This window comes from Actinomadura darangshiensis (assembly GCF_004349235.1).
GTDB lineage: Bacteria > Actinomycetota > Actinomycetes > Streptosporangiales > Streptosporangiaceae > Spirillospora > Spirillospora darangshiensis.
Map to the genome: position 1 here is coordinate 1 of NZ_SMKY01000034.1, position 22,644 is coordinate 22,644.

At 74.1% G+C, this 22,644-nt stretch carries 21 protein-coding genes and 1 tRNA gene; 8 read left to right on the forward strand and 14 right to left on the reverse strand.

Annotated features, from left to right (window positions below):
- Positions 1-335 (forward strand): hypothetical protein (locus tag E1293_RS47355; RefSeq protein ID WP_207938775.1); only part of this gene is annotated, 335 nt, incomplete at its 5' end.
- A gap of 2 nt (positions 336-337) precedes the next feature.
- Here the strand turns inward: E1293_RS47355 and E1293_RS10520 are convergent.
- Positions 338-1,759 carry an alpha/beta fold hydrolase gene (locus E1293_RS10520; RefSeq protein WP_132196414.1) on the reverse strand — a complete coding sequence of 474 codons (1,422 nt, stop codon included), beginning with the start codon at positions 1,757-1,759 and terminating at the stop codon, positions 338-340.
- Positions 1,760-1,925: 166 nt separating this feature from the next.
- Here E1293_RS10520 and E1293_RS10525 point away from each other — a divergent pair, with 166 nt between their 5' ends.
- From E1293_RS10525 to E1293_RS10540, 4 genes are all read left to right on the forward strand, one after another.
- On the forward strand, positions 1,926-3,335 hold the full coding sequence (locus E1293_RS10525; RefSeq protein WP_243716142.1) for an aldehyde dehydrogenase family protein: 1,410 nt from the start codon (positions 1,926-1,928) through the stop codon (positions 3,333-3,335).
- A gap of 188 nt (positions 3,336-3,523) precedes the next feature.
- Entirely contained in the window at positions 3,524-4,273 is a 750-nt protein-coding gene (locus E1293_RS10530) for a hypothetical protein (protein WP_132196416.1), read from the forward strand.
- Positions 4,274-4,309: 36 nt separating this feature from the next.
- On the forward strand, positions 4,310-5,164 hold the full coding sequence (locus E1293_RS10535) for a helix-turn-helix domain-containing protein (protein ID WP_132196418.1): 855 nt from the start codon (positions 4,310-4,312) through the stop codon (positions 5,162-5,164).
- A gap of 63 nt (positions 5,165-5,227) precedes the next feature.
- Complete coding sequence (locus E1293_RS10540) at positions 5,228-5,770, forward strand: MBL fold metallo-hydrolase (RefSeq protein WP_132196420.1); 543 nt, start codon at positions 5,228-5,230, stop codon at positions 5,768-5,770.
- 4 nt (positions 5,771-5,774) lie between these two features.
- Here the strand turns inward: E1293_RS10540 and E1293_RS10545 are convergent, their stop codons facing one another.
- From E1293_RS10545 to E1293_RS10555, 3 genes are read right to left on the reverse strand one after another with little or no spacing between them, the layout of a single operon-like run.
- Complete coding sequence (locus E1293_RS10545; RefSeq protein WP_132196422.1) at positions 5,775-6,104, reverse strand: DMT family transporter; 330 nt, start codon at positions 6,102-6,104, stop codon at positions 5,775-5,777.
- Positions 6,104-6,973, reverse strand: coding sequence for an LLM class flavin-dependent oxidoreductase (locus tag E1293_RS10550; protein WP_207938776.1), 870 nt, complete (start codon positions 6,971-6,973; stop codon positions 6,104-6,106). The genes E1293_RS10545 and E1293_RS10550 overlap by 1 nt, the downstream gene beginning before the upstream one ends.
- A gap of 51 nt (positions 6,974-7,024) precedes the next feature.
- Positions 7,025-8,158: a helix-turn-helix domain-containing protein gene (locus tag E1293_RS10555; protein WP_132196424.1), complete on the reverse strand. Its 1,134-nt coding sequence runs from the start codon at positions 8,156-8,158 to the stop codon at positions 7,025-7,027.
- A 128-nt stretch (positions 8,159-8,286) separates the two neighbouring features.
- On the opposite strand from E1293_RS10555, the gene E1293_RS10560 reads away from it, so the two are divergent.
- Both E1293_RS10560 and E1293_RS10565 read left to right on the forward strand, forming a co-directional pair.
- Positions 8,287-9,081: a class II aldolase/adducin family protein gene (locus E1293_RS10560; protein WP_207938777.1), complete on the forward strand. Its 795-nt coding sequence runs from the start codon at positions 8,287-8,289 to the stop codon at positions 9,079-9,081.
- A gap of 10 nt (positions 9,082-9,091) precedes the next feature.
- Entirely contained in the window at positions 9,092-9,493 is a 402-nt protein-coding gene (locus E1293_RS10565) for a VOC family protein (protein ID WP_132196426.1), read from the forward strand.
- Here E1293_RS10565 and E1293_RS10570 read toward each other — a convergent pair.
- Positions 9,487-10,911: an ATP-binding protein gene (locus E1293_RS10570; protein ID WP_132196428.1), complete on the reverse strand. Its 1,425-nt coding sequence runs from the start codon at positions 10,909-10,911 to the stop codon at positions 9,487-9,489. The genes E1293_RS10565 and E1293_RS10570 overlap by 7 nt on opposite strands.
- Positions 10,908-12,554 carry an NAD(P)/FAD-dependent oxidoreductase gene (locus E1293_RS10575; protein WP_132196430.1) on the reverse strand — a complete coding sequence of 549 codons (1,647 nt, stop codon included), beginning with the start codon at positions 12,552-12,554 and terminating at the stop codon, positions 10,908-10,910. Before E1293_RS10575 ends, E1293_RS10570 begins: the two co-directional genes overlap by 4 nt.
- Before the next feature lie 131 nt (positions 12,555-12,685).
- Here E1293_RS10575 and E1293_RS10580 point away from each other — a divergent pair, with 131 nt between their 5' ends.
- Positions 12,686-13,741 carry a Gfo/Idh/MocA family oxidoreductase gene (locus E1293_RS10580; protein ID WP_132196432.1) on the forward strand — a complete coding sequence of 352 codons (1,056 nt, stop codon included), beginning with the start codon at positions 12,686-12,688 and terminating at the stop codon, positions 13,739-13,741.
- Here the strand turns inward: E1293_RS10580 and E1293_RS10585 are convergent.
- From E1293_RS10585 to E1293_RS10620, 8 genes are all read right to left on the reverse strand, one after another.
- On the reverse strand, positions 13,735-14,571 hold the full coding sequence (locus E1293_RS10585; protein WP_132196434.1) for an endonuclease/exonuclease/phosphatase family protein: 837 nt from the start codon (positions 14,569-14,571) through the stop codon (positions 13,735-13,737). The two genes, E1293_RS10580 and E1293_RS10585, sit on opposite strands and share 7 nt — an antisense overlap.
- A gap of 4 nt (positions 14,572-14,575) precedes the next feature.
- Positions 14,576-15,595 carry a coiled-coil domain-containing protein gene (locus E1293_RS10590; protein ID WP_243716143.1) on the reverse strand — a complete coding sequence of 340 codons (1,020 nt, stop codon included), beginning with the start codon at positions 15,593-15,595 and terminating at the stop codon, positions 14,576-14,578.
- 197 nt (positions 15,596-15,792) lie between these two features.
- The gene (locus tag E1293_RS10595; protein ID WP_132196436.1) at positions 15,793-16,233 is read right to left on the reverse strand and encodes an HNH endonuclease; all 441 of its coding nucleotides are present in this window, start codon (positions 16,231-16,233) and stop codon (positions 15,793-15,795) included.
- Between the two features lie 25 nt (positions 16,234-16,258).
- Positions 16,259-16,329 (reverse strand) — tRNA-Asn (locus E1293_RS10600).
- 139 nt (positions 16,330-16,468) lie between these two features.
- A complete protein-coding gene (locus E1293_RS10605) occupies positions 16,469-17,461 on the reverse strand; it encodes a GNAT family N-acetyltransferase (RefSeq protein ID WP_132196438.1) in 993 nt (330 codons plus the stop codon).
- 80 nt (positions 17,462-17,541) lie between these two features.
- The gene (gene meaB, locus E1293_RS10610) at positions 17,542-18,525 is read right to left on the reverse strand and encodes a methylmalonyl Co-A mutase-associated GTPase MeaB (protein WP_132196440.1); all 984 of its coding nucleotides are present in this window, start codon (positions 18,523-18,525) and stop codon (positions 17,542-17,544) included.
- Complete coding sequence (gene scpA, locus E1293_RS10615) at positions 18,522-20,735, reverse strand: methylmalonyl-CoA mutase (protein WP_132196442.1); 2,214 nt, start codon at positions 20,733-20,735, stop codon at positions 18,522-18,524. The genes meaB and scpA overlap by 4 nt, the downstream gene beginning before the upstream one ends.
- Positions 20,732-22,555: a methylmalonyl-CoA mutase subunit beta gene (locus E1293_RS10620; protein ID WP_132196444.1), complete on the reverse strand. Its 1,824-nt coding sequence runs from the start codon at positions 22,553-22,555 to the stop codon at positions 20,732-20,734. The genes scpA and E1293_RS10620 overlap by 4 nt, the downstream gene beginning before the upstream one ends.
- Positions 22,556-22,644: the final 89 nt, after the last annotated feature.

Below are 22,644 nucleotides of genomic sequence, written 5' to 3' on the forward strand. Positions count from 1 at the left end.
ACCCGATCCCGGCCCCCATCCCGGCCCCGGCCGAACCTCTCGCCGGCGCCCCGGACAAGCTGTTCGACCCCGCCGAGACCGAGCGGTTCCGGGAGCGGTGGCGGGAGGTGCAGTCGACGTTCGTCGACGACCCGGGCGAGTCCGTGCGCCGGGCGGACGACCTCGCGTCCGAGGCCGTCGACGCCCTCGGACGCGCGATCGCCGCGCACCGGCGGACGCTCACCGGGTCCCTGGAGAAGGGCGGCCCGGAGAAGGGCGGCCCGCCCGACACCGAGCGGCTCCGGCTGGCGCTGCGCGGCTACCGCGATCTGCTGGACCGCATCTTCGCCTCCTGAGCTCAGCCGAGCAGGAACGCGCTGACCGCTTCGCGCCCCTGCGTCCCGCGCTCACGGTTCTGGATGGAGTGGGAAGCCCCCTTCACCACGACGAGCCTGCCGCGCGGGGCGTAGCGAAGCGTCTCCCGCGCCCACTCCAGCGGCGTGGACAGGTCGTGGTCGCCGTTCACCAGCAGGACCGGGACGGACAGCTTCGCCCGGTGCGGCTCGGCGGTGTGCCGCGCCCACGGCCAGTGCAGGCATTCCTGGACGAACCCGTTGCCCACGGCGGTGTCGGCGGTGAATGGCCAGGTGGCCCGCGCCGGCAGGTGCTTGCGCGTCCGCTCCAGCGCGGCCTTGCGGAACGCGGGCGGGGTCTCCGACGTCCCCCACGGGAAGTGGCCGTCACCGCAGATGGTGGCGATGTGCAGGCCCGAGCTGTACTCGGCGATGTCCCCGCCGCCGGAGTCGAGCGCCTGGAGCAGCCGGTCGAGGTGCGCCGGATCCCCGTTCCTGGCGTCGTGGATCGCCGAGACCACGTCGCCCAGGCCCCCGAGAGCGCTTGCGTCCCGGTAGGACGGGTCGGCGAACTCGTAGCTCACCAGCATGTCCCAGATGAGGACGGCGTCGTCGCGGTGCCTGGCGAGCCAGGCCAGGTCCTCGGCCGGGTCGAATCCGCAGGCGGGCGCCGTCTCGCAGGCGTCCCGCAGGACGCGCGCGGTCGCGCGCTGGCCGGTGAGGTAGAGCATGTCGTCGTGCTGCGGATCGACGAACGGCAGCACGGAGTCGAGGACGAGCCTGTTCACGTTGCCCGGGTGGAGAGCGGCGTAGGTGGCGCCGGTCATGGTGCCGTAGGAGACGCCGTCCACCGTCCATTTCCGCACGCCGAGCGCTTGGCGCAGCAGGTCGAGGTCCCCGGCCGTCTGCTCGGTGGTGAAGTAGTGGCGCCGGTCGCCGAGAACGCCCGCGCACTCCTTGACCGCCGCGGGCGAGGGCGGCTCGATGTCGCTGCCGTCCACCTCCGCCTGCAGCCTCGGGCAGTCGATCGCGCCGAACTCGCCGGTGCCGCGCTGGTCGACCATGACGAACCGGTAGTTCGTCGCGAGCTCCGGCATCCGCTGCGAGATGCCGCCGATGAACGGGGCGCCGGGCTGGCCCGGGCCTCCGGTGAGGAACAGGAGGACGCCCTTGGGCGCGCCGGTGTTGCCGGCCGTCGCCACCTGGAGCTTCAGGGCGTCCTTCGCCCGCGGGCGGCGGTGGTCGAGGGGGACGGTCAGGAAGGAGCAGGTGAAGCCGGGCTCGTCCGCGCACGGGTGCGGGTCGGTGAGCTTCGGGCCGGACGGTCGCGCCGGCTCCGGCGCCTGGGGTGCCGCGGCCGCCGTCGCCCCGCCGGATGCGGCGAGCGCGAGGCCGAGGGCGAACACCGCTGTGAGACGTGATCGCATGGGGAGATCATCTCCCCGCCGGCGCCGCTTCGCCGGGATCTCGCCGGTACCGGTCAGGCGGGCAACCGCCGGCCCCGCCGTCCGGCCCGCCGGGGACCCTCGTCAGGAGGGGCGGCGAGGGTGAATACTGAATCCCGTTCGGTAACCCCGTGAGCGGAGGATCCAGGTGTCCGAGAACTTCTCGATGACCATCGGCGGCCAGGCCGTGACCGCGCCCGGCACCTTCGGCGTGATCGATCCGGCGACCGGCGAGGTGGCCGAGCAGGCGCCCGACGCGTCCAGGGAGCAGCTGGACGCGGCCATGGCCGCGGCGCAGGCCGCCTACCCGGAGTGGCGACGCGACGAGTCCGCGCGCCGCAAGGCGCTGCTCGCGGCGGCCGACGTCCTGTTCGCGAGATCGGAGGAGATCGGCCGGATCCTGACCCTGGAGCAGGGCAAACCACTGGCCGAGGGGACCATGGAGGTCGTCGGCGCCGGCGTGTGGCTGAAGTACTTCGCCGACCTGGAGCTGCCCCGCGAGGTCATCCAGGACGACGCGAACGCGCTGGTCGAGGTCGTCCGCCGCCCGATGGGCGTGGTCGCCGCGATCACCCCGTGGAACTACCCGCTGCTGCTGGCGATCTGGAAGCTCGCCCCCGCGCTGCTCGCGGGCAACACGATGGTGCTGAAGCCGTCGCCGTTCACGCCGCTGTCCAGCCTCAAGCTCGGCGAGGTGCTGCGCGACGTCCTGCCGCCCGGCGTGCTGAACGTCGTCACCGGCGGGGACGACCTCGGCGCCTGGATGACCGGGCACGACGTCCCGCGCAAGATCAGCTTCACCGGGAGCGTCGCGACCGGCAAGCGGGTCGCGGCCGCCGCGGCGCCCGACCTGAAGCGCGTCACGCTGGAGCTCGGCGGCAACGACCCGGCAATCCTGCTGGACGACGCCGACCCCGGCGCGGTCGCCGACCGGCTGTTCGGCGCCGCGTTCCAGAACAACGGCCAGGTGTGCTCGGCGATCAAGCGCGTCTACGTCCCGGAGTCGCTCTACGGGGACGTGGTGGACGCCCTCGCCGAGCGGGCCAGGGCCGCCAAGGTCGGCAACGGCCTGGAGGAGGGCGTCCAGTACGGGCCGATCAACAACAAGCCGCAGTACGAGCGGGTCGGCGCGCTGGTCGCGGAGGCGCTCGCCGGCGGCGCCCGCGCGGCGGCGGGCGGCAAGCCGATCGACGGGCCCGGCTACTTCTTCGAGCCGACGATCCTCGCCGACCTCGCCGACGGCGCCCGGATCGTGGACGAGGAGCAGTTCGGCCCGGCGCTGCCGATCGTCAAGTACACCGACCTGGACGACGCCCTCGCCCGCGCCAACGGCACCCACTTCGGGCTGTCCGGCTCGGTGTGGGGCGCCGACGCCGACCGGGCCGCCGAGGTCGCCGGGCGGCTGGAGTGCGGCACCGCCTGGGTCAACACGCACCTCGCGCTCGCCCCGCACCAGCCGTTCGGCGGGTTCAAGTGGAGCGGCGTCGGCGTCGAGAACGGGCCGTGGGGCCTGTACGGGTTCACCGAGCTCCAGGTGATCCACCGCTCGAAGAACTGAGGGATCCGGCGACAGGGGCCCGGCGGCCGGCCGCCGGGCCCTCCCCATTTCCGGCGCGTACTACATGAGCGGAAAGTCACGACTTCGAGTCCGGAAAGTGACATGGCCACTACTGGCGGTCGGTCCCCGGAATGGGACACTTCTGGACGAGGGGGCGTGGACCACCGCACCTACCGTGGAGGAGCCGGATGCACACCTGGGACGTCATGCGCCAGGACGACCTCGGCAACACGTTCCACGTCGCCGCGCACGACTCGCGGATCTCGGCCCTGGCGCAGGTCATGGTCATGGAGAGCGGCGTCCGCCACCGCCAGACGTACTGGGTGGACGGCCCGCCGGGACCGGCCGTCCGCAGCAACCGCGACCTGTACCTCGTGTTCCTGCATCTCGGCCAGGAGGCGCGGGCGGCATCCTGGTCGCTGTCGGCGTTCCTGCGCTCGCTCTGGAAGGTCAGCGCCCCGCTCGGCGGGCAGGAGCGGCTGGAGCCCGACGACGTCGCGGCGATGTTCGCCGCGGCGTCGACCACCCCGCCCGCCGCCTTCGACCCGGCGTGGAGCGCCAAGGACCTGTCCCTGCCCGGCGACGAGCCGGACGGCTACGCCGACTGGGAGCGGGTGCTGCTCTCCCAGATCGCCGACCTGGAGGACTTCCTGGCCGCTCCCCCGGGCCCGCAGGCCCGGTTCGGCGTGGACGCGCCCCGGCCGCCCGGCTCCGGGGGCCGCGCCACCCCGGCCCGCTGGTACAACTTCGACCCGGCGACGTACCTGGAGTGCGCGGTCGCCGGCAGCCTCGGCGGCTGGGACGCCGGCGACGGCGCCCGCGTGCCGCTGCCCACCGCCCCGGGCGAGGCGCCCGCCCGCTCCTACGTCCGCGCGATCACCACCATGAGCTGGACCGATCTGGCCCGCATCGCCGTCTGCGGGCAGATGTACGAGTAGCCGGTCCTGTCCGGCGCACGTGGTAGGACTGGAGCCATGGGCACGAGGCCGGTCGAGATCAGCGACCGGGGCGGCTGGTGGCTCGCGGAGGGGCGCCCGCACCCGGCGCTGCGCCCGTTCCTGGGCGCCTACCACGGCTACTGGGAGCCCGCGGTCGTCCCGACCCGGATGCGGACGCTGCCCACCCGCACCACCGTCGTGATCATCAACCTGGGTCCGCCGCTCTACCTGGAGGTGCCCGACCCCGGGGTGGGCCACCGCGAGTACGGCTCGTTCGTCGCGGGGATGCACGACGGCCACGGCATGTACCGCAGCCCGGGCGGGCAGCGCGGCATCCAGCTCGACATCACCCCGCTCGGCGCCTACAGCCTGCTCGGGGTCCCGATGGCGCACCTCACCAACGCCGCCGTCGAGCTGCCCGACCTGCTCGGCCCGGATGCGCGCCGGCTGGTCGAGCGGCTCGCCGGCGCCCCCTCGTGGAGCGCGCGCTTCGACGTCCTGGACGGCTTCCTGCTGCGCCGCCTCGACGCCGGTCCCGTTCCCGACCCGGAGGTGGCCAGGGCGTGGCGGCTGCTCGATGGCGACCCCGCGGTGCCGGTCGCCGACCTCGCCGCCGACGTCGGGTGGAGCCGCAAGCACCTGACCAACCGGTTCCGCGACCAGGCCGGGCTGCCGCCCAAGGTCATGGGGCGGGTGTTCCGCTTCCGGCGCGCCGTCGACCTGCTCACCGGCGGCGCCGGGTACGCCGAGGCCGCGTTCGCCTGCGGCTACTACGACCAGGCGCACCTCAACCGCGAGTTCCGCGCCCTGTCCGGCTGCACGCCGACCGAGCTGATCGGAGGCCAGCTGGACCAGCAGCGCGAGACCACCCTCCTCGAAGTCCCGGCCTGAGCCCCGCAAGGCGGACGCGGCCCGGGGGTGGACGCGGGCCGGGCACGGGGTGACGATCGGGACATGCCGCGCCTGATCCTGCTCGGTATCGGAACGACCCGCTCGTCGCCGCACGCCCCGGCCGGGCTGCTGGTCGAGTACGGCCACGCGCAGGTCGGGCTGGACGGCGGGCCCGGCTCGGAGCCGCCGGAGTTCTCCGCGGCCTGGCTGGTCCGCGACGAGCAAGGCCCCTGCCAGCCCGCCCGCCGCCGGATCGCCGCGGAGTGCGGCATGCCCGCGCCCGTCCGCGCGCCGTTCCGGCGCGGCGCCCTGCGCATCGAGCCGCTGCCGGTCCCGCATCCCGGCGGGGCGATGCACGGCTACCGGATCGCGGCCGGGCACCGGACGTGCGTGTGGGCGCCGGAGCTCGCCGAGCCGCCCGGCTGGGCGCGGGACGCCGACCTGATGTTCGCGGGCGTCCCCGGCGACGACGCGGAGGCGGCGGCCCGGGCGGCGCGGCGGCTCGGCGTGCTCCGGCTCGTGCTCGTCCGGCCGCCGTCGGCGGGGCGCGGCGAGGCGCCGCCGCACAGCGAATGGGGCGTCGCGGGCGACCTGTACCGGATGTGACGGCTCAGCCCTGGTGGACGCCGCCGCCCAGGTTCATGACGATGACGCCGACCACGATGATCACGGCGCCGGCGATGGCCACCGGCTTGACCGGCTCGTCGAACAGCAGGACCCCGCCGGCGAACGCCCCGATCGTGCCGAGCGCCGACCAGATCGCGTAGACCGGCCCGACGTTCAGCGACGTCAGCGCCCGCGCCATGAACACGAACGAGATCAGGTAGCCCGCCACGACGATGGCGATCGGCCCGGCCTTGGTGAACCCGTCGGAGGCGCGCATCGCCAGCGTCGCCGTGACCTCGAACGCGATCGCGAAGGCGAGCAGCACGAACGGCATCAGCTGCCCACTCCGTACTCGGCGGCGATCGCCTCGAAGACCTTCATGTCCGCCTCGAACGGCGTGCCGGGGCGGGGCCAGTGCAGCGCGATCTCGGTGATGCCGAGTTCCGCGTAGCGGCCCGCGAGGTCGGCGAACGCGCCGGGCGACTCGAGCCAGGGCTCCTCGCTGAAGCCCGTCATCAGGATGAGGTCGCCGATCCGGCGCCCCTCCGCCTCGCACGCGGCGTGCAGGGCGTCCAGCCGGGAGCGGACGACCTCCTGCGGCCTGCGTCCCGGGGCGTGGCCGCTGGTCACCCATCCGGTGCCGTGCCGGGCCGCGACCCGCATCCCGCGCGGCCCGTTCCCCGCGATGACGAACGGCACGCGCGGACGCTGCACGCAGCCGGGCTCCTCGACGACCTCCCGCGCGGTGTAGTACGTCCCCTCGTAGGACGTCTCCGCCTCGGTGAGCAGCCGGTCGAGCAGGCCGACCCACTCGGCGAACCGGGAGGCGCGCTCGTCCGGGCTCCAGTCGCCCCCGCCGAGGACGCCCGCGTCGGAGTCGCGGTGCGTACCGCCCGAGCCGATGCCGATGGACAGCCGCCCGCCGCTCACATGGTCGATCGTCTTGATCGCGTGCGCGGCCGGGACCGGATGCCGGAAGTTCGGCGAGGTCACCAGCGTGCCGATCCGCACCCGGGAGGTGACGGCGGCGGCCGCGGCCAACGTCGTGTACGCGTCGTACCAGGGCGTCGTGCCGTGCCAGGCGATGTGGTCGTACACCCAGGCGTGCCGGAACCCGAGGTCCTCGGCGCGCCGCCACAGCTCCCCGGCCTCCGGCCAGGACTGCATGGGCCACATGACGGTGCCGATCCTCGGTGTGGTCACCGGCTCCTCCGTTCTCCTCCGGGCGTCCCGGGGCGGGACGTCCCCAATAGATCATGACGTGGCGCGGGCCAGCCACCGGTGCAGGGCCCACCACCAGTTCGCTGTGCGGGACACCGCCGCGCCGTCCGCCGGGTCGAGCAGCGGCCGCCCGGCCAGCTCCTGGAAGCGGCGGATCCGGTACTTCACGGTGTTGCCGTGGACGTGCAGCGCCGCGGCGGTCGGCTCGATCCGGCCGCCGTGGTCGAGGTAGGCCAGGGCGGTCTCGGCCAGCTCCAGGTGGAAGGGCTCGTCCGGGTCGAGGCCGGGCAGCAGCGCGCCGGCGAGGAGGCCGCCCAGCTCCGGCTCGGCCCCGGTGACGGTGAGCAGGGCGAGGCCGGCGAGGTCGCGCATCCCGGTGAGCCCGGCGCCCGCGCCCGCCCGCAGCGCCCGCCGGCCGAGCGCGTACATCGGGGCGACGTCCCCGGGGCGGGCGGGCGGCGCCGCCACCATCAGCGGGCCGGGCGGCGGCGCGTCCGGGAGCCGGGCGACCAGCGCCGCGAACCGCCCGTCGACCAGCCCGCACAGGCCCGGCCCGGCGGCGGTGAGCCCCGCCTCCAGCCGCGCCGCCACCGCCGGGTCGCTCACCTCGGACACCACGCAGTGGTACGAGGCGGACGGGTCGAGCGGGGCGAGGACGGGGACGCTCTCGCCGTGCAGCAGCTGCCGGAGCATCTGGACGCGGCCCTCGCGGACGGTCCGCGCCAGCTCCAGCTCGGCGACCCGGTGGGCGTGCACCATCCGGTGGACGAGCGCGGTGGTGATCTCGTCGATGCGGGTCACGCCGTCCAGCAGCGCCGCGTCCGGGACGCCCAGCCGGCGGCCGTCGGCGATCAGCGTCCGGACCAGGTGGGCGCGGCCCGCCTGGAAGCCGTCCAGGAACGCCGCGACCGGCACCCCCTGGCGGGCCCGGTCCGAGCCGAGCCGCTCCGCCGCCGCGAGGACCTCCTCGCCCGGCCCGCCGTCCTCCAGCGCGGCGAGCACCCCGCGGACGAGCGCGCGGGTGTGCCGCCGGGTCTCCTCCTCGGGCAGCGCCGCCACCAGCTCCGACCTGCTCCGGGCGGCACGGACCGTCGCCTCCAGCAGCACCGGGTCGTCGCTGTGCTCGATCAGCAACCGCAGGAAGCGGTCGCCCGCGCTGGGCTCCATCCCCACATTCTGGGCCCTGGTTGTCCCGGCGGGACAACCAGGTGTGCGCGGCTTGCGCCGGTGCGGGCTAGCCGCGGGCCCGGCCGATGGTGTTCGGTGGGAGGAAGACGAGTACGAGGAGTGCCCCGATGTCCGACGAGGAAGAGTTCCTGGACAAGCTGCCGACCGACCTGATCTTCCGGCTGCCGCCCACGTTCGACGACGTCGCGGACGAGCGCCGGCACCGCAAGGAGCGCCTGGCCGCCGCGCTGCGCGTCTTCGGCAAGTTCGGGTTCGAGGAGGGCGTGGCCGGCCACATCACCGCCCGCGACCCCGAGCGCACCGACCACTTCTGGGTCAACCCGTTCGGCATGTCGTTCAAGCACATCAAGGTCAGCGACCTGATCCTGGTGAACCACGAGGGCAAGGTCGTCGAGGGCCGCTACCCGGTCAACGAGGCCGCGTTCGCGATCCACTCGCAGGTGCACCAGGCCCGCCCGGACGTGGTGGCCGCCGCGCACAGCCACTCCACCCACGGGCGGGCGATCTCGGCGCTCGGCCGGAAGCTGGAGCCGATCACCCAGGACGTGTGCGCGTTCTACCAGGACCACGGCCTGTTCGACGACTACACCGGCGTCGTGACCGACCTGGAGGAGGGCAAGCGCATCGCCGCCGCGCTCGGTGAGACCAAGGCGGTCATCCTGCGCAACCACGGGCTGCTGACGGTCGGCGACACCGTGGACGCCGCCGCCTGGTGGTTCATCACGATGGAGCGCTCGTGCCAGGTGCAGCTCCTCGCGAAGGCCGCGGGGCAGGTCGTCCCGATCGAGCACGACAACGCCGTCCTCACCCACGAGCAGATCGGCAACGACCTGGTCGGCTGGATCAACTACCAGCCCCTCTACGACCAGATCACCCGCGAGCAGCCCGACCTGTTCGAGTAATCTCCCGGCCATGGACGCTCTGCACCCGCGGCTTCTGGTGGACGACTTCGGCGCCTGCGCCCGCTTCTACGAGGCGGCGCTGCGCGCGCTGCTCGGGATCGAGCCGGTCAAGCTGATCCCCGAGGCCGAGTACGCGAACTGGGACCTGAAGGGCGAGGGCGTCCTGGTGCTGATGGGACGGGCCCGGATGGCGGAGGCCGTCGGCACCGCGGAGCTGCCCGCACCGTCCGGGCAGGACGGCTCGATGCTCGTTTTCCGCGTGGACGACGTGGACGCCTCGTGCGGGACGCTCCGCGGGCTCGGCGCCGTGCAGGTCGCCGAGCCGCGGGACCGTCCCGAGTGGGGGCCGGGGCTGCGCACCGCCCACCTGCGCGACCCCGGCGGCAACCTCCTCGAGCTGCAGTCCTACTGATCGGGCTCGTCGGCCGCCGGCTCGGTGAGCGGGAGGAGCACCTGGAAGCGGGTGTCGCCGGGCAGCGACTCCACCCGGATGTCGCCGCCGTGCCGGTCGGCGACGATGCGCCAGGAGATGTCGAGGCCGAGGCCGGTGCCCTGCCCCACCGGCTTGGTCGTGAAGAACGGCGTGAAGATCCGGTCCAGGTTCTCCTCCGGGATGCCCACCCCCGTGTCACCGATCTCCACCAGTGCGCTGTCGTTCTCCCGCGCCGTGCGGATCGTGAGCGTGCCCGAGCCCTGCATCGCGTACAGCGCGTTCACGATCAGGTTCGTCCACACCTGGTTCAGCTCGGCCGCGTAGACCGGCACGGGCGGCAGCGTCTCGTCGTACACGGTCTTCACCGTCACGCCCTCGCCGAACTTGCGCTTCAGCATGGTGAGCGTGCTGTCCAGCAGCTCGCGCAGGTCGATCTGCCGGTAGGGGGCGCGGTCGAGCTGGGAGTACTGCCGGGCGGAGTCGAGCAGCGCGGTGATGCGGCCCACCGCCTCGGAGATCTCCGCCTGGAGCTGGGTCACCTCCATCACCTCGGCGAGCCAGCGCATCGCCGCGGGCAGGTGCTCGCCCGCCGCCCGTTCGACCTCCCCGGCCTGCTCGATCCCGATCCCCGAGGCGACCAGTCCGGGCGCGAGGTCCCATGCCTCGCCGACGCCGTGCTCCTCCAGCCAGTCGCCCAGCTCGTCCTCGGCGTCGCTGACCTCCAGCGGGCTGCGGCGGCCGCCCGGCGCGGCGGGAAGAGCCGGCCGCAGCGAGACCAGCGCGCTCAGGTGGGTGCAGTCGACGCCCTGCGCGGCGAGGTCGGCGAGGCTCTGCTGGGCGCGGATCAGCCGCTCGCCGAGCTCGGCGCTCGCCCGCGCGGCCGCCGCCGCCGGGTTGTTCAGCTCGTGGGTGAGCCCCGCGGTGATCGTGCCGAGCGCGGTGAGGCGCTCGCGCTGGTCGACGACCCGCCGCGCGGTGGTCATCCCGAAGAAGCTGCCCTCCAGCAGGTGGGTGGCCATCGGGAACCACTTGCGGACGGCCTTGGCGAACTTGCGGGCCGGCAGCACGAAGAGCCTGGCGGGCCGCGTCGCCCGCAGCGTGTGCTGGTACCGCTGCTCGATCTTGTCGCCCAGGTACGCCTGCACGGCCCCGCCGTAGGTGCCCGGACGGTCGGTCCGGCTGACCTCGACCGAGTGGCCCCGCACGTTCTGCGTCATGACCATCTCGCCGTCCAGCAGCACGTAGAAGAACTCGGCCGGCTCGCCCTGGGCGCAGATGATGCCGTCGGCCGGGTACTCCGCGACCGACCCGCACAGCGACAGGAAGGCGAGCTTGTCGTCGTCGAGGTCCTCGAAGAGGAACAGCTCCTGCAGTTCCTCGGGTGAGATGGTCGTCATGCCTGCTCCAGGTAGCGATGCACAAGGGCCACGGCCATGGCGCCGTCGCCGACCGCCGAGGCGACCCGCTTCATCGACTCCGAGCGGACGTCGCCCGCGGCGAACACGCCGGGGACGTTGGTCTCCAGGTGGTAGGGCTGGCGGGCGAGCGGCCAGCCGGCGGGGCGCCGCCCGCCGGCGACCAGGTCCGGGCCCGTCAGGACGTAGCCGCGCGCGTCGCGTTCGACGAGGCCGTCCAGCCAGCCCGTGCCGGGCTCGGCGCCGATGAACACGAACAGCCAGTGCGCGTCGATGGTCTTCTTCCCGCCCGCCCAGGCGAACGTGAGCCGCTCCAGCCGGTCGGTGCCCTCCGCGGCGCACACCGTCTTGCCGGTGTGCACCTCGATGTTGGGCGTCGCGGCGATCTGCTCGATCAGGTAGTGCGACATCGACTTCTCCAGGCCGTCCGCCCGGACGATGATGTGCACCTTCCTGGCGTACCGGGCCAGGTACACGGCGGCCTGCCCGGCGGAGTTGGCGCCGCCGACGACGGCGACCTCCTCGTCCGCGCAGGACGGCGCCTCGGTCAGCGCCGCCCCGTAGAAGACGCCGCGCCCGACGAAGTCGTCCACGCCCTCCGCGACGAGGCGGCGGTAGGAGACGCCGCTGGCGAGGATCACGGCGTGCGCGGCGATCTCCGTGCCGTCCGACAGCCGCGCCACCCGGGCCGTGCCGCGCGACTCCAGCCCGACGACCTCGCCGGCCTGCAGCAGCTCGGCGCCGAACCGGTCGGCCTGCCGGCGGGCCCGCTCGGCCAGCTGCGACCCGCTCACCCCGTCGGGGAAGCCGAGGTAGTTCTCGATGCGGGAGCTCTGCCCGGCCTGGCCGCCGAGGGCGCGGCGCTCCACCACGACCGTCCGCAGGCCCTCGGACGCGCCGTACACGGCCGCGCCGAGGCCGGACGGGCCGCCCCCGACCACGATCAGGTCGTAGAAGCCGGTGGACGGGGTGCTCGGCAGCCCGACCGCGGCGGCCAGCTCGGCGTCGGACGGCGCGGACAGCGCCGTCCCGTCCGCGGTGACCACCAGCGGAAGCTCGGGCTCCCCGGCGGCGGCGACCAGCTCGGCGCCGTCCGGGTCGGAGTCCATCAGCCAGGTGTAGGGCATCTGGTGGCGGGCGAGGAAGTCGCGGACCTCGTAGCAGCGCGACGACCAGCGGTGCCCGACGACCCGCAGCTCGCGGGGCGGGTCCCGGTCGGTGCGGGCCCACACGTCCAGCAGGTTGTCGATCACCGGGTAGAACTTCTCCTCCGGCGGGTCCCACGGCTTGAGGAGGTAGTGGTCGAGGTCCACGTCGTTGATCGCGCGGATCGCGGCGTCGGTCTCGGCGTAGGCGGTGAGCAGGACCCGGCGGGCGTACGGGAACACGTCCATGGCGTGCTCCAGGAACTCCACGCCGTCCATCTCCGGCATCCGGTGGTCGGCGAGGAGGACGGCCGTGTCCTCGCCGCGCAGCCGCAGCTCGCTCAGCGCGTCCAGGGCCTGCCGGCCCGACTCGGCGCGCACGATCCGGTACGACTCGGCGTACCTGCGGCGCAGGTCGCGCGCCACGGCCCGGGACACGCCCGGGTCGTCGTCGACCGTCAGCAGCACTGGCTTCGGCAACACGTCCCCCTAGATCCGGCACATCCCCGGACGAAAGCCTACGTCGATCCTGCCCGTTCGCGCCGCACCCGATGCGCCGGACACCGGACCCGCCGCCCGGCCGCCGCCGCCCCATCGGTCATGATCGGGGCATGGACCTGCGTGTTGCGCTGATCGGATACGGCACCGGCGGCTCGGTTTTCCACGCCCCGCTGATCTCCTCGGTGCCGGGGATGCGGCTGGCCGCGGTCGTGACGGGCGCCCCGGAACGGCAGCGCGCCGTGCGGGAGCGCTACCCGGAGGCGGAGGTGGTCGACGGCGCCGACCGGCTGTGGGGGGCGCCGGGCGGCTACGACCTCGTCGTCGTCACCGCGCCGAACCGGCAGCACGTCCCGCTGGCCCGGACGGCGCTGACCGCGGGCGTCCCGGTGGTCGTGGACAAGCCGGTCGCGGCCTCGGCGGCGGACGCCCGGTCGCTGGCGGCGCTGAGCGCCGTCCGGGGCCTGCCGGTGTTCCCGTTCCACAACCGCCGCTGGGACGGCGACTACCAGACGGTGGGGCGGCTCGTGGACGCCGGCGCGCTCGGCGGCGTCCAGCGCCTGGAGTCCCGGTTCGAGCGCTGGCGGCCGGAGGTGAAGGAGAGCTGGAAGGAGAGCGCCGACCCGCGCGACGCGGGCGGCATCCTGTTCGACCTCGGCTCCCACCTCGTCGACCAGGCGGTCGCCCTGCTCGGCCGCCCGGCCCGCGTCCACGCCGAGATCGACACCCGCCGCGGCGGCGCCGTCGCCCCCGACGACGTGTTCCTGGCCCTCTCCCACCCGGGCGGCGCCCGCTCCCACCTGTGGATGAGCGCGACCTCCGCGCAGCCCGGCCCGCGCTTCCGCGTCCTCGGCGGCCGCGCGGCCTACACGGTCTCGGGCATGGACGTGCAGGAGGCGCAGCTCCACGAGGGCCTGACCCCGAAGGACCCCGGCTACGGCATCGCCCCGCCGGAGTCGTACGGCCTGCTCGGCACCCCTGGCCACCAGACCCCGGAACCGACCGCCCCAGGCGCCTACCACGAGTTCTACGCGAGCGTCCTGCGCACCCTGCGGGACGGCGCTCCCCCGCCGGTCACCCTCGCGGACGCGATCACCGGCCTCGAGGTGATCGAGGCGGCCAACCGCTCCGCCCGCGAAGGCACCGCCGTCGACCTGCCCGATCAGTAGCGCAGGTCGGCGAACACGCCGTAGTGGTCGGACGGGACGACCCCGTCCACCGGACGGTCGCCCAGCAGCCCGCACCGGACGGGATGGCCGGCGCCGCCCGCGCGCGGCCACGCCGAGAAGACGTAGTCGATGCGGCGGTCCGGCCACAGCACCGGCTCCGTCCACGGGTTGGCGCCGCTCCAGGTGTACCCGGGGGTGCCGTCGCCGGCCGTCTCCCAGGCGTCGTAGAACACCACGCCGGGCGCGCTGACGGCGGCGCGGCCGGTGAGCATGCGGATCTCGTCGGAGTCCGGGTCGGCGTTGAAGTCCCCTGCCACCACGACCGGCGCGTCCCTGCCGGTGGTCTCGCGCACGTAGGCGCCGAGGGCGCGGACCTGCTCCTGCCGCTGCGCGCTGTGGCCCAGCTTCCACCCGAGCGCGGCCCCGAACAGCTGGAGCGCCCCGCGCGGCCCGTCCACCCGGGCGTGCACGGCGAGACCGCCGTCGGCCCCGGTCCGATCGCCCAGCCGCCGCTCGCCCACCCGGCCGAGGGGCCAGCGGGACAGCAGGGCGATTCCGGACCGGCCGCCCGCCGGCGCCCGGGACTCCCCGCCCCGGAACACGGTGTGCGGCAGGCCGAGCGCCCCGCCGAGCCGTGCCGCCTGCGCGGCGTCGTCGTCCTCCCATGCCTCGACCAGGACGACGGCGTCGGGGGCGGCCTCCCGGAGCACCGCGAGGATCGCCTTCTCGCGGTCCTCCCAGGGGCCGTAGCGGTCCCAGACGTTCCAGGCCGCGACCCGGGCGGTGCTCTCGATCAGGGGGCCGTACGGGCGCTCGATGTCGTGGGGCACTCCGTCAGAGTACGGAGACGTGGACGTGGTCGAAGTGGTTCTGGGTGACGCTGCCGCGGTCCTCCATCGCGCGCCAGCCGCCGCTGCCGCGCATGTCGTAGATCCGCTGCTTCCAGATGACGTACTTGACGCCGAGGCGTGAGGCGTTGTCGATCACGTACTGGGCGACGCGGTCGCCGTGCGCCTGCGCGGAGGAGCTCGGCATCTTGCCGCCGGTGCTCTCCATGAAGTCGCAGGCGGTGCCGGAGCCGTGGTCCTGCGGGTCGCCGGGGCGCGAGCAGCCGATGGTGGGGAACGGGCCGAACTTGCCGTCGATCTCCAGCAGGACCGTGCGCATCCGCGAGGTCATCGAGTTGCCGACGATCGGGGACTTGGTGCCGCTCACCCCGTCGGGGCGGCCGCCGCCCGAGACGCTCGTGCGGGTCACCTCGGGCTTGTACTTGGCGAGCAGCTTCTTGACGCGGGAGCGCTGGCCCTCCAGGTCCTCGATCTGCTTCTTGACCTCGTCCAGCTTCTTCGCCGCCGTCTCCTGCGACCGCGCGGCCTTGGTGTTGAGCGCCTGCAGGTTCTGGATGCGGCGGCCGTTGTTGCGGGCGATGTGCTCCAGGACCGCGGCGTCGCGCACCGCGGCCGACGGCTCGGACGAGGACACCATCGGGATGACGTCGAGGCGGCCGGTCATGTAGGTGGACGAGGCGATCCGGGCCACGGCGGCGCGGGCGGTGCCGTAGTCCTTGCCGGCCTTGGCCGCGTCGGCGCCGGCGCGCTCGGCGGCCTTCTTCGCCTCTTCGAGGGAGACCAGTTCGCCCCGGTAGTCCTTGGACAGCTTCTCGGAGCGCTTCTTGAGCTCCGCGTACTTCTTCTTCAGGTCCTTCGGCTCCTGCGGGAGGCCCGCGGCGCTCCCGGACGCCGGCGGCAGGGCCGCCGAGACGCCCGCCACGAGGGCGAGCGCGGCGAGGCGTCTGGCCGCCTTGCGCCCGCGCGGGGGGCGGGGCGTCCGGCCGGGGGGATCGAGGGCCGCCACAGATCTCTCCTTGATAACAAAGCTCAAGATTGGCGGCACGCTACCACAAGCGCCCATTTCGTCTCATCTGCTTCACAAAACACACAGAGTCACACGCGAGCTACCGAAGGGCCGCGACGCCACACGCCTGAGGGGCCGGACCGCTCGCTGCGGTCCGGCCCCTCACCCGTCGCGCCGGGATGCGCCGGCATTCCCCGTCAGGGCCCGACGAGCTCCTCCCAGCGCGGCACCCGCGGCTTCGACAGCAGCCGCAGGCCGGCCTCGGAGACCGTCCGGTCGCCCTTGCGGTTGTTGCACCGGCCGCACGCCAGGACGGTGTTCTCCCACGTGTCGCCGCCGCCGCGCGACTGCGGGTGGACGTGGTCGATCGTGTTGCCGCGCTTGCCGCAGTAGCAGCAGGTGCCCCGGTCGCGCAGGTAGACGCCGCGCTTGCTCCACGGCGGGCGCCGGCCGTGCCGCCAGCGCATCGCGACGTAGCGGACGAGCCGCAGGACCCGCGGCACGGGGAAGGACCCGAACGTGCGGCCCTCCTCGACCTCCTCGACGACCGCCACCTCGCGCACCAGCATGCGGATGGCGTGCCGCAGATCCACCCTTTGCAGGGGCTCGTACGACGCGTTCAGGACGAGCACGTTCACCGGACCACCTCCCTCGCCCGTGCCGCTCCCCCACCAGGATTCGAACCTGGATTTCCGCATTAACGGTGCGGCGCTCTTCCGTTGAACCACAGGGAAATGCTTCGGCAATTCTCCGCCTTCCGGGCATTTCCCGGAAGACCTCCATAAGAGTGCCGATCAACGGGCACCGGGGGCAACGTGTTTTCGGGCCGAGGGCCGGAGCCGGAGCCGGACCAGGATGGGCAGCCGGGCGGGATCAGGGGGCAGGGAACGGGAGGGCGCCGGCGCCGGCCTGGTATTCCAGCGACTCCCGCTCGACTCGGAAGCCGAGCTCCTCGTTGACGGCCAGCATGTGGGCATTGTCGCCGGAATTGTCCGTTTCGATCTCCCGCACCTCGGGCCGCTGCTCCGCCAGCCAGCGCAGCATCTCCGCCTTCACCCAGATGCCGAGCCGCCTGCCGCGGTGCTCGGGCGCGACGGCCGTGTCGTACTGCGCCGCCCGGCCCGCGGCCCCGGCCGGCACCACGACCTCGGTGAACCCGGCGACGACGGTGCCGGACAGCGCGGCGACGGTGTACAGGTCGTCGCCGCGCTTGGCGACGATCTCGGCCATCTCGCGGACGCGGTGCGCGTCCCACGGCGTCCCCTCGTACTCGGCGAAGTCGGCCATGGCGTGCTTGGCGCGGGCGAGGGCGGAGGCGTGCTCGTCCGGCACCGCGCCGCGCCAGCGGGCGAGGCGGTACCCGGCGGGCGCCGCGGCCAGCAGCCGGGCGACGCGGCCGGCCGGGACGTCGTCCAGCCGCAGCAGGAGGCCCCGCAGCGTCAGGACGCACTCGAAGCCGTGCGACTCCAGGAACGGGACGGCCGGGGTGCCCGCGAGCACCTGCGTGATCACGCTGGTGCGCCCGTCGGCGCGCAGCCCCTCGGCCGCGGCGGCGAGGAGCCGGCCGCCGAGGCCGCGCCGCCGGTGCTCCGGGCGCACCTGGATGTCGATCTCGCCGGGGCGGTCGGCGCCCGGTTCGCCGGGCAGCCGCAGCGCCGCCACGCCGAGCAGCCCGCCCCCGGCGCCGCCGGGCACCGCCCACAGCCGCAGCCGCCCGCCGGGCTCGGCGCCGAGCAGCCGCCGCGCCGTCCGCTCCGGGTCGGGCGCGGGCTCCCCGCCCGGGTCGGCGGCGTGGACCGCGGCCAGCACGCCGTGCCACTCCCGGATCTGCGCGTCCGGCGGATCATCGAGCGCGATGACGTCCATCCGACTTTTGTACCCGATCCCCGTCCGCCGCGACCGGGACCCCGGCCAACCCGTGGTTTCGGACACCGCCAAACCGGGTTTCAGCGGTCCCGCGAGAACGCCTCCAGGATGCGCTCGGCCGCGAGCGCGGGCGTCAGGGTGCCGTCCGCGACCTCCCGCTCCAGTTCCGGCGCCATCTTCCGGACGCCGGGGTGCCCGTGCAGGTCGGAGAGCAGCCGCTCGCGGACCATCGCCCACGTCCAGCCGACCTGCTGGCGGCGCCGGCGGGTCTCCAGCTCGCCGGTCTCGCGGAGCCGGTCCTGGTGCTCGACGAGCCGGGCCCACACCTTGTCCAGCCCGGTGCCCTCCTTGGCACTGCAGGTCAGGACGGGGGTGTCCCGGACGCGTTCGTCGCTTCGCAGCAGCCGCAGCGCCCCGGACAGCTCGCGGGCGGCGCGCTTGGCCTCCATCTGGTGCTCGCCGTCGGCCTTGTTGACGGCGATGACGTCGGCCAGCTCCAGCACGCCCTTCTTGATCCCCTGGAGCTGGTCGCCGGTGCGGGCGAGGGTGAGGAACAGGAAGGAGTCGACCATCTCGGCGACGGTCGTCTCGGACTGCCCGACCCCGACCGTCTCGACGAGGACGACGTCGTACCCGGCCGCCTCCATGACCACCATCGCCTCGCGGGTGGCCTTGGCGACGCCGCCGAGCGTCCCGGTCGTGGGCGAGGGCCGGATGAACGCGTGCGGGTCGGCGGCGAGGTGCTGCATGCGGGTCTTGTCGCCGAGGATGCTGCCGCCCGTCCGGGTCGAGGACGGGTCGACGGCGAGCACCGCGACCTTGTGCCCCTCGCCCGTCAGCCGGGTGCCGAGCGTGTCGATGAACGTGGACTTGCCGACGCCGGGCACGCCGGTGATGCCGACGCGGCGGGCGTTCCCGGCGCGCGGGGTCAGCTCGACCAGCAGCTTCTGCGCCAGCTCGCGGTGGTCGGGCCGGGTCGACTCCACCAGCGTGATCGCGCGCGCGATCCAGGCCCGCGACCCGTCCCGCACGCCGGCCGCGTAGTCGCCCAGCCCGTGCCTCACCGGGGCGCGTGCCCGAGCTTGCCGGTCAGCTCGTCCAGCAGGCCGATCGCCGCGTCCGCGAGGACGGTGCCGGGCGGGAAGATCGCCGAGGCGCCGGCGGCGCGCAGCTCCGCGAAGTCCCCGGGCGGGATGACCCCGCCGACGACGATCATGATGTCGTCGCGGCCGAGCGCGGCCAGCTCCTCGCGCAGCGCGGGCACCAGCGTGAGGTGGCCGGCGGCGAGGGAGTTGACGCCGACGATGTGCACGTCGGCCTCGACGGCCTGCCGGGCGACCTCGCCGGGGGTCTGGAACAGCGGGCCCACGTCGACGTCGAAGCCGAGGTCGGCGAACCCGGTCGCGATCACCTTCTGGCCGCGGTCGTGGCCGTCCTGCCCCATCTTGGCGACGAGGATGCGGGGGCGGCGGCCCTCGGCGTCCTCGAACGCGGCGGTCGCCGCGCGCGCCTTCTCGATGCTCGTCACCTGCCCCGCCTCTTCGCGATACACACCGGAGATCGTACGGATCTGCGCCGCGTGCCGCCCGTACGCCTTCTCCAGGGCGTCGGAGATCTCGCCGACGGTGGCCTTGGCGCGGGCCGCGCCGATGGCGAGCGCGAGGAGGTTGTGCTCCGGCCCGGACCCGCGGGTGCCGTCCTCGGCGGCCCCGGCGGCGCGGGTCAGCGCGTCCAGCGCCGACCTCGCCGCGGTCTCGTCGCGCTCCTCGCGCAGCCGGCGCAGCTTGTCGATCTGCTGCGCGCGGACGGACGCGTTGTCGACCTTGAGGACCTCGATCTCCTGCTCGGCGTCCGGCCGGTACTTGTTGACGCCGATGACGGGCTGGCGGCCGGAGTCGATGCGGGCCTGGGTGCGGGCGGCGGCCTCCTCGATGCGCAGCTTCGGCAGCCCCTCGTCGATCGCCTTGGCCATGCCCCCGGCCTGCTCGACCTCGGTGATGTGGCCCCAGGCCCGGCGGGCGAGGTCGTAGGTGAGCCGCTCCACGTAGGCGCTGCCGCCCCACGGGTCGATCGTGCGGGTCGTCCCGGACTCCTGCTGGAGGAGCAGCTGGGTGTTGCGGGCGATGCGGGCGGAGAAGTCGGTCGGCAGGGCGAGGGCCTCGTCCAGCGCGTTGGTGTGCAGCGACTGGGTGTGGCCCTGGGTGGCCGCCATGGCCTCGATGCAGGTGCGAGCGACGTTGTTGTAGACGTCCTGGGCGGTCAACGACCAGCCGGACGTCTGCGAGTGCGTCCGCAGCGACAGCGACTTGGGGTTCTGCGGCCCGAACGTCTTCACCAGCCGCGCCCACAGCAGCCGGGCGGCGCGGAGCTTGGCGACCTCCATGAAGAAGTTCATGCCGATCGCCCAGAAGAACGACAGGCGGGGCGCGAACGCGTCGATGTCCAGGCCGGCGTCGCGCCCGGCGCGGATGTACTCGACGCCGTCGGCGAGCGTGTAGGCCAGCTCCAGGTCGGCGGTGGCCCCGGCCTCCTGGATGTGGTAGCCGGAGATCGAGATGGAGTTGTACTTCGGCATCCGCTGCGAGGTGTACGCGAAGATGTCGGAGATGATCCGCATCGACGGCTGCGGCGGGTAGATGTAGGTGTTGCGGACCATGAACTCCTTGAGGATGTCGTTCTGGATGGTCCCCGCGAGGGCCTCCGGCTGCACCCCCTGCTCCTCCGCCGCGGCGATGTAGAGCGCCAGGACCGGCAGCACGGCACCGTTCATGGTCATCGACACGCTCATCTTGTCGAGCGGGATGCCGTCGAAGAGCCGGCGCATGTCGTAGATCGAGTCGATCGCCACCCCGGCCATGCCGACGTCGCCTGCGACACGGGGGTGGTCGGAGTCGTAGCCGCGGTGGGTGGCCAGGTCGAACGCGACCGACAGGCCCTTCTGCCCGGCCGCGAGGTTGCGGCGGTAGAAGGCGTTGGACTCCTCCGCGGTGGAGAACCCGGCGTACTGCCGGATCGTCCACGGCTGGGTCGCGTACATCGCCGGGTAGGGGCCGCGCAGGTACGGCGCGATGCCCGGCAGGGTGCCGAGGAAGTCGACGCCGGCCAGGTCGTCGCCGGTGTAGAGGGGCTGGACGCCGATGCCCTCCGGCGTGTCCCAGGTCTGGGCGCCCGGGTCCTTGCCGGTGCTCTCCGCGACCGCGGCGCGCCACCGCTTGGCGGCCTCGTCGGCGGGCGCCGCCGGTCCGAGCTCGATCTCGGTGAAGTCGGGGATCATTCGCTCACTCCCAGATCACGGAGGGTGGTCTCCAGCACCTCGATCGCGTCGCATCCCGCGTACACGTGGGCGCCGACCCCCTCGTAGGTTCCCTTACCCGCGAGCCAGACCTTCACGGCACCCGCCTCGCGCAGAACCCGCGCGGCATCCTCCGCCTGCTCCCCGTACAGCCTGTCGCTGGAGCAGATGCAGGCGACGGCGGCACCGGACGTCCCGAACTCCTCCGGGGACCCGCTGACCGTCTCGATCCCGCCCGCCTGGAAGAGGTTGGCGGCGAACGACGCGCGCGCCGTGTGGACGGCGACGGGCCCGAGCGTGGCGAGGAAGACCTTCGGGCGCGAGCCGGTCGCCCCGGCGTGGGCGTCGGACCGGTCGCGGAGCGTCTCGAAGTCCTGCGCGTACGTGACGACCGGCAGGCCGCCGCCGGGCCGCCGGGGCGCCGGGTCGCGCTCGGGCAGCCGCTCGGCGAGGTCGGGGTACTCGCTGACGCCGGTCAGCGGGGCCTTGCGGCGCGCGATGTCCTCGCGGCGCCGCCCCCAGGTGGCGGCGAGGCGGCCGGCGACGAGGCCCGATCCGAGCGCGGCGGCGAGGCCCCCGGCCCTCTCGATCTCGGTGAACCACGTCCAGGCGGCCTGGGCGAGGTCCTCGGTGAGGCTCTCGGTGTACCAGGACCCGCCCGCCGGGTCGACGACGCGCGCGAGGCTCGACTCCTCCAGCAGGAGCGTCTGGGTGTTGCGGGCGATGCGGCGGGCGAAGCCGTCGGGCAGGCCGAGGCGGGCGTCGAACGGCTGGACGGTGACCGCGTCGGCGCCGCCGACCCCGGCCGCGAACGCCGCGACGGTGGTGCGGAGCATGTTCACCCACGGGTCGCGGCGCGTCATCATCGCCGCCGAGGTGACCGCGTGGACCCGCGCGGCCGTGCCCTCGGCGGCGCCGCTGACCTCGGCGACCCGCGCCCAGAGGCGGCGCGCGGCGCGCAGCTTGGCGATCGAGGAGAACTGGTCGGCGTTGACGGCGAGGCGGAACTCGATCTGCCCGAACGCCTCGTCCACGCTCAGCCCGGCGTCGGTCAGCGCGCGCAGGTACGCGACGCCGGCGGCGACGGCGGCGCCCAGCTCCTCGGCGTCACCGCCGCCCGCGTCGTGGTACGGGGTGCCGTCGGCGACGATCGCGCGCAGCTTCGGGAACTCGCGGGCGCACCGGACGGCCAGCGCGGCGGTCTCCTCCAGCGATCCGGGGCCGCCGGTGCGCGCCGCGAGGCCGAGCGGGTCGGCGCCGAGGTTGCCGGACGCGTCCGCCGCGTTCCCGCGCCCGGTGACCAGGGACAGGAAGGCGTCCGCCGCCTCGCCCGCCGACGCGCCGGCGTCCAGCACGACGGGCGCCAGGTCGAGCAGGACGCCGCGCAGCGCGTCCGGCAGCCCGCCGACGGGCACTCCGCCCTCGCCGAGCCGCAGCCAGACGGACGTGGCGCCGTTCTCCAGGTCGGCGAGGATCGCCTCCCGCGTGACGGCCGGGTCCGGGTGGGCGTGCCGCTGCCGGACGTCCCAGCCCGCGATGCCCTCGCCGTCGGGACGCACCTCGCGGACGTACGGGGCCAGCCCGGGGCGCCCCGCCGGGGCGTCGTCGCGCGTGTAGAGCGCGGCGACCGGTACCCCGTCGTAGGACTCGCGGGTCAGCAGGCCCTCGATCTCGTCGAGGGAGGTGTCCTCGGTCGCCGCGCCGGACCTGCGCAGCACCCCCTTCACCATCTCCCGCCACCGGTCGCGCTCGGCCGGGGGGAAGGCGGCGGCCAGTTCGAGTTCCTCAGGCGGCACCGTCATGTCCTGGATCGTAGGCGAGCGACCGAATCCCGCTCGAAACCGGGTCCCGCTGATCAGAACGCGCCGGCGGTGGCGCGCCGCGGGCCGGG

What these genes read in the sequence shown, in the direction of transcription:
- E1293_RS10520 (WP_132196414.1), bottom strand. Translation starts at nt 1,759, where the DNA reads ATGCGATCACGTCTCACAGCGGTGTTCGCCCTCGGCCTCGCGCTCGCC.
- E1293_RS10530 (WP_132196416.1), top strand. Translation starts at nt 3,524, where the DNA reads ATGCACACCTGGGACGTCATGCGCCAGGACGACCTCGGCAACACGTTC.
- E1293_RS10535 (WP_132196418.1), top strand. Translation starts at nt 4,310, where the DNA reads ATGGGCACGAGGCCGGTCGAGATCAGCGACCGGGGCGGCTGGTGGCTC.
- E1293_RS10540 (WP_132196420.1), top strand. Translation starts at nt 5,228, where the DNA reads ATGCCGCGCCTGATCCTGCTCGGTATCGGAACGACCCGCTCGTCGCCG.
- E1293_RS10545 (WP_132196422.1), bottom strand. Translation starts at nt 6,104, where the DNA reads ATGCCGTTCGTGCTGCTCGCCTTCGCGATCGCGTTCGAGGTCACGGCG.
- E1293_RS10555 (WP_132196424.1), bottom strand. Translation starts at nt 8,158, where the DNA reads ATGGAGCCCAGCGCGGGCGACCGCTTCCTGCGGTTGCTGATCGAGCAC.
- E1293_RS10560 (WP_207938777.1), top strand. Translation starts at nt 8,287, where the DNA reads ATGTCCGACGAGGAAGAGTTCCTGGACAAGCTGCCGACCGACCTGATC.
- E1293_RS10565 (WP_132196426.1), top strand. Translation starts at nt 9,092, where the DNA reads ATGGACGCTCTGCACCCGCGGCTTCTGGTGGACGACTTCGGCGCCTGC.
- E1293_RS10570 (WP_132196428.1), bottom strand. Translation starts at nt 10,911, where the DNA reads ATGACGACCATCTCACCCGAGGAACTGCAGGAGCTGTTCCTCTTCGAG.
- E1293_RS10580 (WP_132196432.1), top strand. Translation starts at nt 12,686, where the DNA reads ATGGACCTGCGTGTTGCGCTGATCGGATACGGCACCGGCGGCTCGGTT.
- E1293_RS10605 (WP_132196438.1), bottom strand. Translation starts at nt 17,461, where the DNA reads ATGGACGTCATCGCGCTCGATGATCCGCCGGACGCGCAGATCCGGGAG.
- scpA (WP_132196442.1), bottom strand. Translation starts at nt 20,735, where the DNA reads ATGATCCCCGACTTCACCGAGATCGAGCTCGGACCGGCGGCGCCCGCC.
- E1293_RS10620 (WP_132196444.1), bottom strand. Translation starts at nt 22,555, where the DNA reads ATGACGGTGCCGCCTGAGGAACTCGAACTGGCCGCCGCCTTCCCCCCG.